A 15,187-nucleotide genomic window follows, 5' to 3' on the forward strand; every position below is an offset into this window, starting at 1 on the left:
TACTTGACAAACGCCATTTTATAGAATTACAAACGTGGCGTCTTATCTTGTTTAAACGACGCTAACAATTCGCGAATTTGGTCGGCCGCAATCTCGCGCCCGCCCAAACCAAAAGCTAGAGCAATGCCAACTGCGATCGCCCCAAGCAGCAGCCCGAAAGCCAAATTCACAATATCGCTGCCAATGCCCATCTGTTGCAGCGCCAAGGCCGAAACAAAGGCAATAATCGCAACCCGAGCCGCTTGGCCCAAAAGCCGCGCTTGGCGAGTTCCAGAACTGGCAATCAAACTAAACGCCAGATTCGCCAAATACAAGCCGATCGCAAATACCACCAAACCGGCCAGCACCCGACCTGCAACTAGGACAATACCGCTAACAATCGCCGTCAGCGCTGGAATTTGCAGCACGTCGGTAGCCGCCACCACTGCAAACAGCAGGATGCCCACCTGCACCACAATGCCGACAAACTCAGAAGGCGTGCGGGCTGGAAGTTCCGGTTCCTGAAGAATCGTTGCGTCGGGATCGATCGAACTTGGCGGTAGCCTCAGCGACTGTTTCGGTGCCTGCACTCCCAACCAAGAAAAGACATTGTTAAAGCCAATTCCGGTCAGGATATTAGTAACCAAATCGCCTACCCAGCGGCCCAAAATGTAAGCAAGCGCCAGAATCAGCGCCGCCGTGAATATTTTGGGAACCGCGCCCAAAATGTCGTTGAGCATCGCGACTGCAGGCTGCGAAATCGCCTGAATGTCCAAAGCGTTCAGAGCTGCGATCGCGGTTGGAATCAAAATCAAAACATAGACGATCGTACCGACAATCCACGACAGCGATTGTCCGCCCGAAGTCCGCGAAATTCCAAACCGAGCGCCCAAAGCGTCCGCCCCAGCAGCCGCCAATAGATTTGTGACAATCCGCCGCACTACCATAGCCAGCAGCCAGCCCACAAACCCAATCAGCACAGCTTCCAGAATTTTCGGAATTGCCGCGAGAATTTGGTTGAGTAAATTATTAACCGGTAGCAGAGCCTGCTGCATTTCCAGTGAGTCGAGAATCAGCGGCAAAAACAGCAGAAAGATGAACCAGTACAGTGCATTCGCCACAGTATCGCTCAGCAGCAAAGGGCGCTCAGTGGGCGCTGCACCCACTTCCTGATTCAAGCGCTCGTCCACGCTAAAAGCCCGCATCGCCCGCGATACGGCCATTTTGGCGACAGTTGCCAACACCCAAGCAATCCCCAACCAAATTAGCGCGCCGGCTAACTTCGGCAAGAAACCGGTAATTTGATTGAGAAAAGTATTGAGGGGTTGCGAGACAGCCGTTAGATTCAGCCGGTTGAAAAAGGCAATTAGGAAAAAGACAAAAATGATCCAGAACACCGCTGCGGAAATCCATTTTTCCACTTGCGGAGCTCCAGCTCCTTCCGGTCGGCCGGTAATCCAAGCAGCCAGCCGATTGTCGATCGTAGTCTTCTTGAGCAATCCCCCGACGACAGAAGACACGAGGGCTGATACTATCAAGCCAATGAGCAGGATACCGACGGCCCAGATGAGATTTTCAATGTTTGAGCCCTGAATGAAATTGTTAATTCCGCGTTCTGCATCTGTCAGGGCATTCCCGGGCTGGGCCTGTGCCAAAACGCGATCGGACAACGCCGCTATGGGGCCCGATATCGGTTGAGTTATTTCTTGCCAAGTTTCATTCATTTTTTTCTCAGGTTAACGTCAGATTTGACAAGGAGAAGACGAAACTTTAATAATAGTTCCAAAAAATCTAGACATCGCCTAAATTTAATGTTTGTACACTTTTAATCGTACTGGGTTAACTACAAAACCCTCTCTCGAATTTGGGATACACCCATATCCGACTGCTTTTGGGCCAATATTCAAACAACCGTTTACATGGGCATTTAGGAAGCGTCCTGTTTGGGTTCTGAACAATCCTCTTTTTACCCTACTGCCAATGTAGTCGGAATGTTGTTGAATTGGTTCCAAATCCAAAGCTGAACATTTGGAGGTGTAACTCTCCTCAACTAACACAACTTGAATTCCCGCAGGTTGTCCTTTGTACTGCAACATTTGCACGAACCGGCAATGGGGAATACAGGCAAAATTTTGATTATTAACCTTACCGGTATTAATCCCATCTTTAAAATCATGGTTCCAGCCGATCGCTAGCAAGCCCATGTGATGATTAACGAGTTCTTTAATAATTGCGGAACACCTCGTGTGGAGGTAGTAATCCACTTTACAGTTACGCTTGTGACACAATCGGGCGAGTTTTTTACTGGTTTTTTGCGCTAGGGGGAGCCATGATTTCAATGCCGATGAAACTTGATTGCAGTATTGGTTTCTTGACTTAACACCCCGTCCCTCGTAGATTGTCGGTACTAACCCAGGAACATTGTAGGTTAATATTGCCAGATTGTTTAATCCTAAATCTATGGCAGCTACTCTCTGATTAACTTGTAAAGGCTGTTCTAACTTTTCATCGAGTACCTCGACAACATAACAACCTACTTTGGGAACAATCCGGATTTCCAGAATCGAGGTGACTTTTGACAGCCACCAAATATTAGTCCCAGAGGGACGAGCATATCCTTTTTTTAAGGCTTTTTTGTTGACTGCTTGACTATTAAATACAACTACATAGCGCCCGTCCTCTCTTTTTCGATCTCTTGAGCCTTTATCATGAGGAAGTTGCGGTGCGGTTTTAAATTTTGTGCTGTCTTCTTGATAGTTTCGCACCGCCAGATAGTAGCTAGTCCATGCTTTGAGGACTAAGCCGATCGTGCTTTGTGCTACCTTTGCGGGCAGTGCTTTGTAATCAGGACTTGTTTTGAGGGCGTGATAAACAGCCAGAGTGTTTGTTTGTTGGCTAGCGAAAAAGTTTTGAGGGTAGATGTAGTTAGCGCTATTGTAAAGATTTTTGTACAGCCAAGACAGTCGATCGGCTTCTCGATAAAACCTATGATTGGGTTTAATGATGTGCCTTTCGACTAACTCCATAATCGGTATATATACTTTATTTCAAGATGATACACTGTATTTATGAGTGTGTCAATCTTTTAATTTCTGGAAAAATTGACGTTACAAGTAAATAAAGGACTATAAACTAAGCAAAGTTTTGTAATACCCTCCTTGTTGCAGGTTCTCATGTCAATTCGTCAAGTTTTCGAGCAATCCATTGAAATTCACGCTGCTGCTACTCTGGTGGAGCGCTGTATAGTCGATCGCACTTTAATGCACAAGTGGCTCAATCCCTTGCTACGCTGCGATCCCCAGGGCGAATGGGATACTGCCGTAGGAAGTCGCAGCTTATTTATCATAAAAATTCCAGTTTTGCAACCCTCTTTAGAGAGTGTTGTGTTGGAGCGACAACCAGGTTTAATTGTTTGGGGGTTTGACGGATTTTTCAAAGGATGCGATCGTTGGGAATGCCAGCCGCAAATCCAAGGAACTCTCTTGATTAACCGCTTTGAATTTCAAATTCCCAATCGTTTAATTAGATTTGGTTTCAATCGCTTGGCAGCCCCTTGGACGGAAAAAGATATGAAAGACCAACTCCGCCGACTCAAGCGGGTAGCCGAGCAACTATCTCAAAGAATGGGTAAGGTATAATTGGTAATTGGGCATCGGGCATCGGGCATCGGGAATGGGTCATTGGTAATAGATGAAAATTAAGAGCTAATAGGGAAAGAAAGCACCAGTTCCCAATTCCCAATTCCCAATTCCCAATTCCCTGGAATTTCAGTTATTTATTTCGCACTTCCTGATGGACTGGGCTGACAAATCATTTGTCTAGCAGAATTCACCGCTTGGCCGGCGGTATTTTGCAAAGCCGGGGAATTCTGATACAAAGCTTGCAAATCTTGCACATCTTTAATCACTCGCTCGTAGATAACCATCGCTTGATTGCCGTCAACTTCTAAGGCCGCAGGGCTGTAATTTTGCATCACTTCAATCAGCGATATTTTGCCATCTTTGGAAGCTGCGACTAAAGCATCGCGCAGTGCGGGCACGCTTTGAAGCCTCGCAGTCGGCGCATAAGCAACCTCGCCTAATTCTTTGAAAACAATTTCCCCAAAATAAGTGCTTGCTAGCCGCGCTACTAATTGGGAATCTAAAGGCACTTCTCGCGTTAATATTTCGCGCACCGACTCGGGAGTTTGTTTCGCAAGACTCAGAACGCTTTGCAGTTGAGATGATGCTTGGCCGGTTTGTGCAAAGCTTTGTAAGTCGCTCATCGGTAATGTTACGTCAACAGCACCGTATTTTACGGTAACATTATCTAATGCAAAGGCTTTGTCGCTGCTTAGGAATACTGCACTTGTTCCCAGCAAAAGCGCCAAACCCAATGATAAAGACTTTGACATTCTTTTGGTTAAATGGGCTGACAGCGGTTGCATTCCGGTGAGATAACCTTGTTGAAACTGAAAGTTCATGAGTTTGTGCCTCTTTACGTCAAAATACTTTTTAGATGGCTCGTCTGTGGGGGTATCAGTGGGGGTATCTGTGCGGGTATCAGTGGGGGTATCAGTGGGGGTATCAGTGGGGGTATCAGTCTGGAAAGTTGACTCGGAAGTTCGGTAAATGACCTATGATTTTACAGTCATGTCAAGCAAATTTAACCTATCAAAAGATAGGTATTAATTGACAATTTATATGTTACACTTAGCTATTTGACAATTTTAGATAGCTTTGCAAAAATTATAAAAGCGAAATTGGGCCGTCGGGCAGCAGTTTATGGAGTGTCGCTTTCACCTCTTATATTGCAATCCTTGCAGGAGTCGTAAATTTTTGACCCCACCCCAACCCTTCCCTTATCAAGGGGAGGGAGTAAGAAATTTACAAATGATGCGAGGATGGCTATAGTGTGCGATCGATACCAAATTTAAGTTCACATATCCCGATCGAGCCGATCGACCAATTGGCGAATTCTAGCAGCATCAGGAGCATTCGGAGCATTTCTCAGGTATAGTTCCAAATCGTGGCGCGCTTCTACCAAGCGTCCCAGTTGATAATAGAGAATTCCGCGATCGCGCCGTTCCCCCAGCGCATCGGGAAACAGCAGCAAAATCCGTTCAATCGCCCAGAGTACCCTCACAGCATCTCCCTGTTGCAAGTAAATCGCCTTCAGATTTCCCAGCATTCGCCCCAACAAATGTCGGCGACTTACCGGGGCGAGAAAAGCCGGCTGCAACTCCATAGGTTGACCATAAATTTGAGAAAGTCTGGCTTGACAATCTTCAGGAAACAAGATTTCGCCGCCGTTAAACGCATCAACAAAAATGCCAGCATCTTCAAAATCCGGTCTAATTAAAAAATGTCCCGGCATCCCAATTCCCACCATCGGAAAATCAATGCGCTGAGCAACCTCCAAATAAACCAAAGATAAAGATATCGGAATGCCAGTACGCCGATCGATCACTTCATTCAAAAAGCTATTGCGGGGGTCGTAATAATCAACATCATTGCCCGCAAACTGCAACTCCCCGTATAAATAGGCGTTAATAGTTTGAATAATCCGCAGCGGATAATTCTGTGCCGGCAGGCGTGAGCGCACTTCATCTGCGATCGTGTCGAGAGCGTTGAGATACTCCTCTGGCTCTAAATTTGGGTATTCTTCCAAAGCCATATAAAGGGCAGCTTTCGCCAGGTCGATCGAGCCATCAGGCTGATTAATTTCTCGATAAAAGAGTTGTCGGGCGATCGGAAAATCCATATTGATTATTGATTTATTTTTAATTTACATTTTGTACCAATATCATGAACAGGCAAGATGCCTGTTCCACAATGAACAGGCAAGATGCCTGTTCCACAACAAAGATTATTCGGGTAAACCGACATTTTGGCTAGTATAAGTAACCTTTTTTCTGGTAATACAGGCATTTTTTCTTGTGGAACCGGCATCTTGCCTGTTGCAGCTTTTGGTAGTGTAATTAACCTTTTTTCTGGTAATACAGGCATTTTTTCTTGTGGAACAGGCATCTTGCCTGTTGCCCAAAAGATCTTAAAAACAGTACCTTATTTAAATTGTAATATATTCTAAGTTTTTCCCTCTAAATCCGCCACTATTTTTAATAAAGCTTCACGATATTTTTTTCGATCGAGCCAGATTGAGGTGAACGCCCTCGGATGTCAAATCAACTTTCAAATCCCGTGACTTTTGCCAATCACCCAACTGCGGCGAAAAATCCGAGCCAAAGTCGATTCTTCCAAAGCAAAATAGATAGGGCGGCCGTGAGGACAAGTGCGGGGATTGCGAGTTTGCTGCCATTCATCCAACAAATTTTGCATTTGAGAAAGACTCAAAGGAGTACCGTTTCGCATAGCACTACGGCAAGCAGTCGCAACTTGAGCAGCTTGTAAATCTGCAACTTTACTGAGTTCAAAAAGCGCATCCGCACAGTCATCTCGATCGGCTAACAATTCAGGAACTTCGCGGGCAGCCCATAGCTGTTCCCCAAAACTTTCTACTTCCAAACCCAAGCGGGATAAATTCTCAATTTGCAGTGCAGATAATTGACTGAGAATCACGGGTTTTTCCAGATATTTTAGCTGCCAAGCCGCACACAATTGCTCGTACAAAACGCGCTCATGAGCGATGTGTTGTTCCACCAACCACATTCCGCTGGAATGTTCGGCAACAATGTAAGTATTGTGAACTTGAGCGATCGCCCTCAATTCCATCAATCCTATTTTATTACCTTTTGCCTCTTCGCTGCCTTCCTCATTCGGCCTAGCCGAAATCCCGACACTGTAAGCACTTTTTTGTTCCGATGCCTTCAGTAATTTTCCAACTCGATCGGGAATTGGGGCAGGCGACAAAACTTCCTCATTCAGGTGCAAAGCACGAGCAATTGCCGCGCTAACTTGTGCTTGCCAAAAACTCGGATCATGCAGATAAATTTCAACCTTAGCCGGGTGGCGGTTCCAGTCGATTTCCGAAGGGGAAATTTGCAGGTGGACAAAACACACGGGATAGCGATCGCGCGGACAAGTGCGGGCAAAGGCGCTGAGAATAGTTTGCTCTAATTCGGGCGATCGCACAACTCGCCGATTTACCCCAACTTTCACCCAATCCGGCCGCCTGCGGTGACAGCGATCTGGCAAACCAATTACTAATTCTAAAAACTGGGAATTGGGAAGTGGGCATGGGGCATTGGGCATTGGGAATTGGGCATCGGGAATTGGGCATTGGTAACTCGGCTGTGTTTTTGACAAAAACAATTGCGTGTGTGCGAAATAATCTGGCGATTTATTCCTTTCAGGAACTGAAGGCAAATTTACTTTTAAATACTGCAAATCGCTCGATCGCACACCGCGCACAAATTGAGGTAAAAGTTGTTCCGCTGTGCTACCAGGAGTTACGTGCAAACAAGGCGTATTTCCTTGACGCAACTGCCAATTAACGTGCGGGTGACAAATAGCAATTTGCTGAAGGGTTAATTGGATCGATCGCATTTGCTGTGCGGGCGACAAAAAACTGCGGCGCACAGGCCAATTGCCAAACAAATTATCAACAGTCACCACCGTACCCGGAGCGATCGCCGCTGTTTCCACCTCCACAGCAACGCCCGCGTTATTGTAAACCACCCGCCAGCCCGATCGAGCATTTTCAATTGCCCCCTTGTTAAAGGAAGATTTGGCGGGGGTTTGCGCCGATTCTCGATTTTCCGAAAAATCCCCCAATCCCAAATCATTCGATCGGCTCAAAACCTCCAAACAGCCCAACTGAGCTAAACTGTGCAAAGCTTCCCCACGAAATCCCAAAGTATCAATTTTGTAAAGGTCAGCTTCCGTGGTAATTTTGCTCGTACTGTGAGGCGAAGCCGCCTGCCGCAAATTTTCCAGATCCATTCCTGTACCATTATCTGCAACTTGCACCCGCCACTGTTCGGGCCAGACAGAAACAACGATGCGAGTTGCGCCAGCATCCAGAGAATTTTCAACTAATTCTCGTACCGCGGAGGCGATCGAGTCAATCACTTCGCCGGCGGCAATTAAGTTGATAACTTCTGTGGGTAAGGTTTGAATAGTAACTGGCATCAGATTTTTAGCATTTCGTTAATTCAATTCTACTTGATTCTGCAAGTCGCTACACAGTATTATGACTTACGCTCTTCCAGCCGGTTTCTTAGAAAAATATTGTTTGATTACAAAATATCTACTCATAAACCAAGTCTCTGAGGCTTAGTAAAAAAGTCCTCAGTATATATCTTCTAACCTACTTAATTTTTATCTGCTAAAGCCGGGGTTTTCGGCAACCGGATGTAAAAAGTTGTGCCTTTTCCGTCCTCTGACTCATAAGTAATTTTCCCTTGGTGAGCCTCAACGATCGACTTAACAATTGCCGTTCCCAACCCAGTACCAGTCCGTTTACCATAAGTCACAAACGGTTCAAATAACTTGTCCTTAATTGTCGGTGGAATGCCGGGGCCGTTATCGTAAATGCTAATTTCTGCCCAATCCTCACTTTGCCACGCAGCAATCTCCACCCGCCCCCCTCGTCCGCCAAAAGCCTCAACCGCATTCCCAACTAAATTTTGTAAAACGCGCAAAATCTTATTTTCGTCCGCTTCCACTATCACTTCTGTCACCCGTACTACCAAATCTACTTTTGCTGCTTCAAAATAAACTCGGTTCAACTTTTGAAACTGCTGCAACGTCTGGATTAGATTAACTGGTTTTTTATTTAATACAGAATTGCCGCGCGAAAATTCTAACACTTCTTCAGCCATCCCCAACATTCGCTGAACCTGCAATTGAATAAGTTCGCACCACTCCTGAGTTTCCTCATCCGGGTGCATTTCTTTGAGCACTTCACTGGAGAGTTTAATTCCGGTAAAAGGGCTTTTGAAATCGTGAATAATTGTACTCACCATTTCTCCTACCAATACCATTTTTTGTTTGTGTACCAACTGGCTAACATATTGATCCGTGGTATCCCGTAAATTTTTAGTAATGAAACTAAACATTTGCAGTACCGAACTGCCTTTAGCAAACTGGAGAGTTGTTATTAGTTCTTCACGGTCTATTTTGGCCAAAGTCGAGCCTGCAACTGCCACAGCTCTAGCACTGCGAGGCTCTCCGTCTAAAACTCCGAGTTCGCCAAAATAATCGTCTGGGTTAGCGACAGCAACAGTTTGATATTTATGATTTTCGATCCGCTTGCTAAACTCGACTTTACCTTCTAAAACTAGATATAAAAAATCCGCTGTTTCTCCTTCTTCAAAAACCAGCGTTTCCTCAGCAAAACTCTCCAAAACAGCTATTTGGCAAAGGTGAGCAGCTTGCTCTGGTTCAAAATAAGACATAAATCGATGAGAGGCCAGATCCATGTGAAAATACCTGAGACTTAATTTAAACAGTTTCTTTTTTCTATTTTCGCCGATCAGCATCAGTGCGTTAATAAAATACAATACTGCTTTAATCTGGCTCTCTTTTCTAGCCTCCGAGGCTTTGACGCAAGGATTAGCGTCGGGATGCAGAGCCAGACTAGCATAGCAGCACCAGCAATCTCACCAAAATTCTCAGTTAATTGACTAAAATACATAAGTATTGTACTATTTTTGAGATTTAAATTGGATGTGCGGGGGTTCTCCGGCCACCTCAGAAGATTTTAACTGTAGAGAGATCGTGTAATTTAAATGCCGATCAACCGAGTTTACAAAAATTAACGATCGCCAGATAAAACGATCGCAGCATTCTGCCCGCCAAAGCCAAAACTTAAACAAACCGCATTTCTGACAATAGCCGATCGCGCACAGCGAACAAAATCTAATTCAAACCCCGGTTTTTTCATTCCCACGCAAGGCGGTAACATCTGATATTTAATACTCATCAAACAAAAAGCCACGCCCAAAGCTCCCGAAGCTCCCAAAGTATGACCGGTCGCCCCCTTAGTCGAACTAACAGCAACTCCTGGGTGAAATAACTTCTCAATTAACAGTGCTTCGTGTCGGTCATTTAACTCAGTTGCAGTACCGTGAGCATGAATAAAATCTATATCAATCGCCGCTAAATTGCTGCGTTTCAAACATTGATTTACCGCCGCGATCGCACTTTCCCCCCCCAGCTCCGGCGCATTAGCATGACAAGCATCATTTGTCAAGCAAAAACCGGAAACTCGACCGTAAATTTTAGCACCACGACGCCTTGCCAACTCGGCCGATTCTAATACAAATAAAGCCCCGCCTTCACCGATCACAAAGCCTTCCCGATTTTCATCAAAGGGATAGCACCCAGCATTTGCCAAAGCACCCATCCGGCTAAATCCAGCCAGAGTAAGCGGTGTGATAGGCGCTTCCACAGCACCTGCGATCGCCCGCTGACACTCACCAGTGCGGATTAAATCAACAGCACGGGCGATCGACTGTAGGCCCGTCGCACAAGCAGCCATCGGCGCCAGCACCGGCCCCGTTGAGCCAATTGCCCTCGCCGCTGCGATCGCCCCCATGTGAGGCAAAAAATTCACAAATTGAGAATTGGGAATTGGGAATTGGTAATCTCGAATCGGTAATTCCCTTCCCTCTTCCCTCTTCCTTCTTCCTTCTTCCTTCTTCCCTATTCCTTCCCTCGCCAACAGTTCCAAATTTGCCTGGAAACCTCGGCTAGAGCCAATAACAATTCCGCAAGCAGGCAATGGCCAAGTCAAATTAGCATCTTGCAAAGCATCTGCTAAAACCGGCCGAATTAAAGTTATTAAATCGGCCGGTTTTGTGCCAATTAAAGCCAAAGGTAGCCGTTCAAGTTCTAAAAAAGGTTGATGCCGAGCGATTCCCGATTCTCCAGACAGCAGTCTTTTCCAGCTTGTTTCCAGAGAGCCTAAAGCCGAAACAAGACCAATTCCCGTAACAACAACATCCATAGCTAAGCCGATTTTAGATTTTAGATTTTGGATTAAAAGAAGAATCAGGGCAGACGATTTTAGATTTTGGATTAAAAAGGAATAATCTAAAATCTAAAATCCAATTCTCTTATCTCAAATCCAGAATTTACAAGCCATCGGATCGATCCCGTGGGGATAATCAAAAATCTAAAATCCCAAATCTACAATCCCAAATCCAAAATTGGTTGACTACCTTCAGCTAACAGGCTTAAAATTTTCCAAACCCTGAGTAACAGTAGCCTTATCAATGCGATCGCCCGCTTGAATCTTATCAACAACATCCATCCCTTGCTTCACGTACCCAAAAACTGCATAGCTACCGTCCAAAAACGGTACATCCGTCAAAGTAAAGTAAAACTGAGAAGAAGCCGAATCAGGACTCTGCGATCGAGCCATAGCAACAGCCCCGCGACTGTGCATCAACACGGGTTTCTCCTTAACCCCAGCTTCTTGTAGCGTCGCGCTGTAAGTCGGATTGGCAGCACCTTGAGCTTTAATTTCCAGAGGAATCCTGCGTTCTACAGTAGTTTTCGGGTCAATAAAACCACCAGTTCCCAGCCGCGCCGTAGGGAATTTAGGGTCTTTACCCTGGGGATCGCCACCCTGAACTACAAAAGGCTGAGGTTCCCGCACGACTCGGTGAAATACCAGCCCGTCGTAGACACCTTTCTGAACCAAATCGACAAAATTGCCCGCAGTAATTGGCGCATTTGTGCCGTCGAGTTCGATCGTAATTGGAGCCCCTTTAACAGTCATCACCACCGTTGCTTTTCCTTCCAATCGTGGCAAATTGCTAAATTGCGAACTCGCCGCTACAGATGCAGGAGAAGGAGACGGAGACGGAGACAAAGAAATACTTTCACCTGACGCCGGATTTGGTGTCGGAGTCGAGTTTGCCACAGGGGAACTACCGCATCCTCCGACAAACAACGCGCCAATTATTAAAAGTGAGAACAACCACCGCTGAATTTTGATTTGCATTTGCATTTGTATTTTCACTTTGAGTCAATTACGGACTTGGCAACTAAAGATTTTAATTCAATAGTCCGAACTGTTTGTAGTTCGTAGTCTGAAAACCGCGATTTTGCTTTGATAGCGAACTTGCCGCCGATCCTTGCAACCCTTATTCTACGGTTGGCCATCAAAAACTGTCGGAAGTATGGTTAATTGATAGATTCAAAAATTGGTAACCGGCTTACTCGCCGATCGATCTTTTTCACTTACCAGGTAGGTAAGGTGCGCGGCCCGGCGCACCCTACGAGACATTACCAATCTAAAATCTCAAATCGCCAATCGAAAATCCCTAAAGTCCTTCGAGGGGAACTTGCAAAAATCGAGCCAATTCGGCCGCTTGATTTTCCACTTCAGACAAAGCAATCGGCTGTCCGACTCTAGTCAAGGGAAACTGACGGCGGTCTTTGAGCTTAAGATAAATACTGCGGCGGGGATTGAGACCTTCTTTAATGTCTACCCGCACAGATTGCACCTCCGATGTCTTGCAATTAAAATCAACTTTGCGGTTTTTGCCGGGAAAACCCCAGCGAAAGATCCGAATGTTACCAGTTTGTCGATCGAACTCGTTGTAACCGCCACCGACATCCCAGAGAATAGTCAGCCACAAGTAGAGCGCCAAAAGCACGCCACAGACACCGTAGAAACCCATCGCAATGCCTTGGGGGATGAAAATGAGCTGAGTCGGGTCAGCAAAAGGCAGCAGGTTAACGTGCAAGTAGCTGGAAATGCCCGACAGCAGGAAACCAGTCCCTCCAATGCTGACCACCGTCGCCCACCAGTAATTGCTGAAGCGGCGGGATCCCAAAACCGGGTAGCGCAGGACAGGATCGATCGAGGTCATTGTTTTTGCAGTCATAAAATTAAACAGCCTTAAAGCCAAATCTTAATTCAATTAGTCCACCGAGCGTGACGCTTCGCTGAGGCGATCGCGATCGACCGATCGGGATTGTGTATCAACTCCTGCTAATTATGGTCAACTACCCGCCATCAAGCGGAGTACCGCTATGATGGGGGCTTGTATCTGAACTCCACCTCAATTCCGAAAACCTCGAAAGGATTTCAGCTTTGGCTTCACGGCTCGATACATGAGGGAGTGCTGACAAGACCCCGGTACTCATCCAGGCTTGCCGGACGAGCAACGTTCTAAGTGCGATATTTCGCGCCCCAACCAGATCTGCATGAAGTTGATGCCCACAGCATTCACAGCGGAAAATCAGCCCCTTGTTCGGTCGATTAGCCTTTGAGGTATGCCCACATTTAGGGCAACTTTGCGAGGTGTAATGTGCTGGAACTTTAGTAGCTAACGAGCCAACCAGCACAGCCTTGTAATCGATATAGCCATGCAATTCGGCAAACGACCATTGAGCCACGTTCCTGTTAGCTTTCCGTTGTTTCTTGCTTGCCCGTTTGCCCGATTTAGATTTAGTTCGATCGCGTATTCCGGTCAGATCTTCTAGTCCAATCAGGCTGTTAGGCTTGGCGATTTTACTCGCAATCTGGTGGTTCACATCAGCGATAAACCGTCTCTCCCGTCCCGACAAAGCGATTAATCTTCGCTTCGCCGAACGGGTGTCTTTTCGCTGTAGAGATTGTCTGGCTTTTTGATAACGGTTGGCTCGATGTCTAGCCGCCTTGCCCGAATAGAAACTCGACTTATTAGCTAAGTCTGTTTCGACTGCGAGGTATCTCATTCCCACATCTATACCAGAAATTCTAGTGATGTTCAGTGGGTCGAGAGTAGGCGTTTCCACCTCCAAGCTCACCATTAGATAGTAAGTCTTCGAGGATTTCTGGTAGACAATTTTAGCAGCACCGATCTTCTTGGACGCTCGCATCAGATCGATGTGCTTGTTGTAGCCATCAAACGGAACAACAATTCGACCACCCAGGGTGTTAATACTGACCCGTCGATCCTTTTTAAAGGAGTAGTCGCGCTGGTAATTAAGCGTACAAGTCCGCGAGGTGTATTTGGGAGCTCGATCGAGTCCCTTGTACCGCCACTTGGTATACCCAGCTTTAAGCGCCTCGCTATTCTGCTTGGCTTTAGTCCACAGCGTCTTAAAAGTCGCAGCAACTTGTCTTGGCACGTTACACGCCATCTGGGAACCAAGCCCAAATAATGCCCGTAGCTCCGAGTAGACCAACTTTTGTAGTTTAGCTCCGTTGCCAGATTTACCGTTATCAAATGCCACTTGGGATGCGCTGAACTACGCATCCCAAGTGGCCAAAGAAACCTGAGCTACCGAGATTTTTTGCTCGGCAGTCAGGTTTAATTTGAGTTTGGCGGTAATTACTTGGCTCACAACTTCTTCAACAGATAAGAGGATAATCTTACCCTGTGAAGGATTTGAGTGCAAGCGCAGAGTGTTTGTTCGTCTGCTACACAAAACTTGGCTAAACTTATTTAAGCCTCACCATTCAATCAGAATGACTCCTGAAGGGTCTGTTTCCTGCTTCACCCAAGGGAGCCGGCTCGCAACTTGTCCACAGGCGTTAATTCGGGTGTAGCCCACCCTAATTGAATTAATTTTGGTTGAAGCTTTTAGCCATGAGTCATCCACTATTTTCAACCAATTTAACGAAACGCGGGCTCCCGTTCGACCTTGTGACAGGCTGGTCAGTTTTGACTTGCACCGTGGTTTACAAACCAGATAATTAAGCCTTTTGTAGGCATTGGTGTAATCATACTGCCCAAAATTTTAATCAGTCAAGTTAAGTATGACGAATTTTTGTAAACTGACTTTCTGAGTAAATGCGCTGGTTTCCTAGTGTTCTGTCAGGAATTAACTTGCCTTCACTTTCTGGGCGTCGTAACGTAGAACATGAGGACTCCTACTAATGCGTGCGAACTCTGCCACTTTCCACATAGAACTTTCTCTCAGCGATCAACTGTGGATAAGTTTGGGAAACTATTGGGCACTTAAGTTTTGCTCCTCAACCACCGCCACCTCGCCGCTTGGCGACGAAGGGTCAGTTGGATTGTTGCTGAGCATCGTCAACCAAGATGGCCTTCCTCTCAACCACGCTTTCATCGAGTACGCCTCTAGTGGGGGAACCCTGCTGTTCTAGTTGAAATTTATGAACTTCTAATATATAGTTATGTTAACTTTAATTAGAAACCTTGGTCTTTTAACAAGCAAAAGGATTTTACCCCAATGACAATCGCAGTCGGACGCGCCCAGAACGAAAGAGGCATCTTTGATGTACTCGACGACTGGCTCAAACGCGATCGCTTCGTCTTCGTAGGCTGGTCTGGCATCCTGCTATTCCCCTGCGCCTACCT

General features: G+C 46.1%; 13 protein-coding genes and 1 pseudogene. 3 read left to right on the forward strand and 11 right to left on the reverse strand.

Annotated features, from left to right (window positions below; translation table 11 throughout):
* Positions 1 to 26: 26 nt before the first annotated feature.
* Both QUB24_RS29005 and QUB24_RS29010 read right to left on the reverse strand, forming a co-directional pair.
* The gene (locus tag QUB24_RS29005; RefSeq protein WP_333157082.1) at positions 27 to 1,703 is read right to left on the reverse strand and encodes a mechanosensitive ion channel; all 1,677 of its coding nucleotides are present in this window, start codon (positions 1,701 to 1,703) and stop codon (positions 27 to 29) included.
* Between the two features lie 84 nt (positions 1,704 to 1,787).
* A complete protein-coding gene (locus QUB24_RS29010) occupies positions 1,788 to 3,005 on the reverse strand; it encodes a transposase (RefSeq protein WP_333157083.1) in 1,218 nt (405 codons plus the stop codon).
* Positions 3,006 to 3,152: 147 nt separating this feature from the next.
* Here QUB24_RS29010 and QUB24_RS29015 point away from each other — a divergent pair, with 147 nt between their 5' ends.
* Entirely contained in the window at positions 3,153 to 3,617 is a 465-nt protein-coding gene (locus QUB24_RS29015) for an SRPBCC family protein (RefSeq protein WP_333157084.1), read from the forward strand.
* A 137-nt stretch (positions 3,618 to 3,754) separates the two neighbouring features.
* On the opposite strand, the gene QUB24_RS29020 is transcribed toward QUB24_RS29015, so the two are convergent.
* From QUB24_RS29020 to QUB24_RS29060, 9 genes are all read right to left on the reverse strand, one after another.
* Positions 3,755 to 4,441, reverse strand: a complete 687-nt coding sequence (locus QUB24_RS29020) for an alpha/beta hydrolase (protein ID WP_333157085.1) — start codon at positions 4,439 to 4,441, stop codon at positions 3,755 to 3,757.
* Positions 4,442 to 4,896: 455 nt separating this feature from the next.
* On the reverse strand, positions 4,897 to 5,721 hold the full coding sequence (locus QUB24_RS29025) for a SirB1 family protein (RefSeq protein ID WP_333157086.1): 825 nt from the start codon (positions 5,719 to 5,721) through the stop codon (positions 4,897 to 4,899).
* 5 nt (positions 5,722 to 5,726) lie between these two features.
* Positions 5,727 to 5,987 (reverse strand): hypothetical protein, encoded by a 261-nt coding sequence (locus tag QUB24_RS29030; RefSeq protein ID WP_333157087.1) that lies wholly within the window; start codon positions 5,985 to 5,987, stop codon positions 5,727 to 5,729.
* Between the two features lie 162 nt (positions 5,988 to 6,149).
* Positions 6,150 to 8,048, reverse strand: a complete 1,899-nt coding sequence (gene mutL, locus QUB24_RS29035; RefSeq protein ID WP_333157088.1) for a DNA mismatch repair endonuclease MutL — start codon at positions 8,046 to 8,048, stop codon at positions 6,150 to 6,152.
* 182 nt (positions 8,049 to 8,230) lie between these two features.
* Positions 8,231 to 9,340: an ATP-binding protein gene (locus QUB24_RS29040; protein WP_333157089.1), complete on the reverse strand. Its 1,110-nt coding sequence runs from the start codon at positions 9,338 to 9,340 to the stop codon at positions 8,231 to 8,233.
* 335 nt (positions 9,341 to 9,675) lie between these two features.
* Entirely contained in the window at positions 9,676 to 10,869 is a 1,194-nt protein-coding gene (locus QUB24_RS29045; protein WP_333157090.1) for a beta-ketoacyl-ACP synthase, read from the reverse strand.
* Between the two features lie 216 nt (positions 10,870 to 11,085).
* The gene (locus QUB24_RS29050; RefSeq protein WP_445300446.1) at positions 11,086 to 11,877 is read right to left on the reverse strand and encodes a peptidylprolyl isomerase; all 792 of its coding nucleotides are present in this window, start codon (positions 11,875 to 11,877) and stop codon (positions 11,086 to 11,088) included.
* 316 nt (positions 11,878 to 12,193) lie between these two features.
* The gene (locus QUB24_RS29055) at positions 12,194 to 12,760 is read right to left on the reverse strand and encodes a photosystem I assembly protein Ycf4 (RefSeq protein ID WP_333057558.1); all 567 of its coding nucleotides are present in this window, start codon (positions 12,758 to 12,760) and stop codon (positions 12,194 to 12,196) included.
* Positions 12,761 to 12,881: 121 nt separating this feature from the next.
* On the reverse strand, positions 12,882 to 14,096 hold the full coding sequence (locus QUB24_RS29060; protein WP_333157093.1) for a transposase: 1,215 nt from the start codon (positions 14,094 to 14,096) through the stop codon (positions 12,882 to 12,884).
* Between the two features lie 646 nt (positions 14,097 to 14,742).
* Between QUB24_RS29060 and QUB24_RS29065 the strand changes: the two genes are divergently transcribed.
* Both QUB24_RS29065 and QUB24_RS29070 read left to right on the forward strand, forming a co-directional pair.
* Positions 14,743 to 14,973 carry a hypothetical protein gene (locus QUB24_RS29065; protein WP_333157094.1) on the forward strand — a complete coding sequence of 77 codons (231 nt, stop codon included), beginning with the start codon at positions 14,743 to 14,745 and terminating at the stop codon, positions 14,971 to 14,973.
* 86 nt (positions 14,974 to 15,059) lie between these two features.
* A pseudogene (locus QUB24_RS29070) lies at positions 15,060 to 15,187 on the forward strand (photosystem II D2 protein (photosystem q(a) protein)); the annotation flags it as partial.

The organism is Microcoleus sp. B9-D4, from assembly GCF_036705105.1.
Taxonomy (GTDB): Bacteria; Cyanobacteriota; Cyanobacteriia; order Cyanobacteriales; family Microcoleaceae; genus Microcoleus.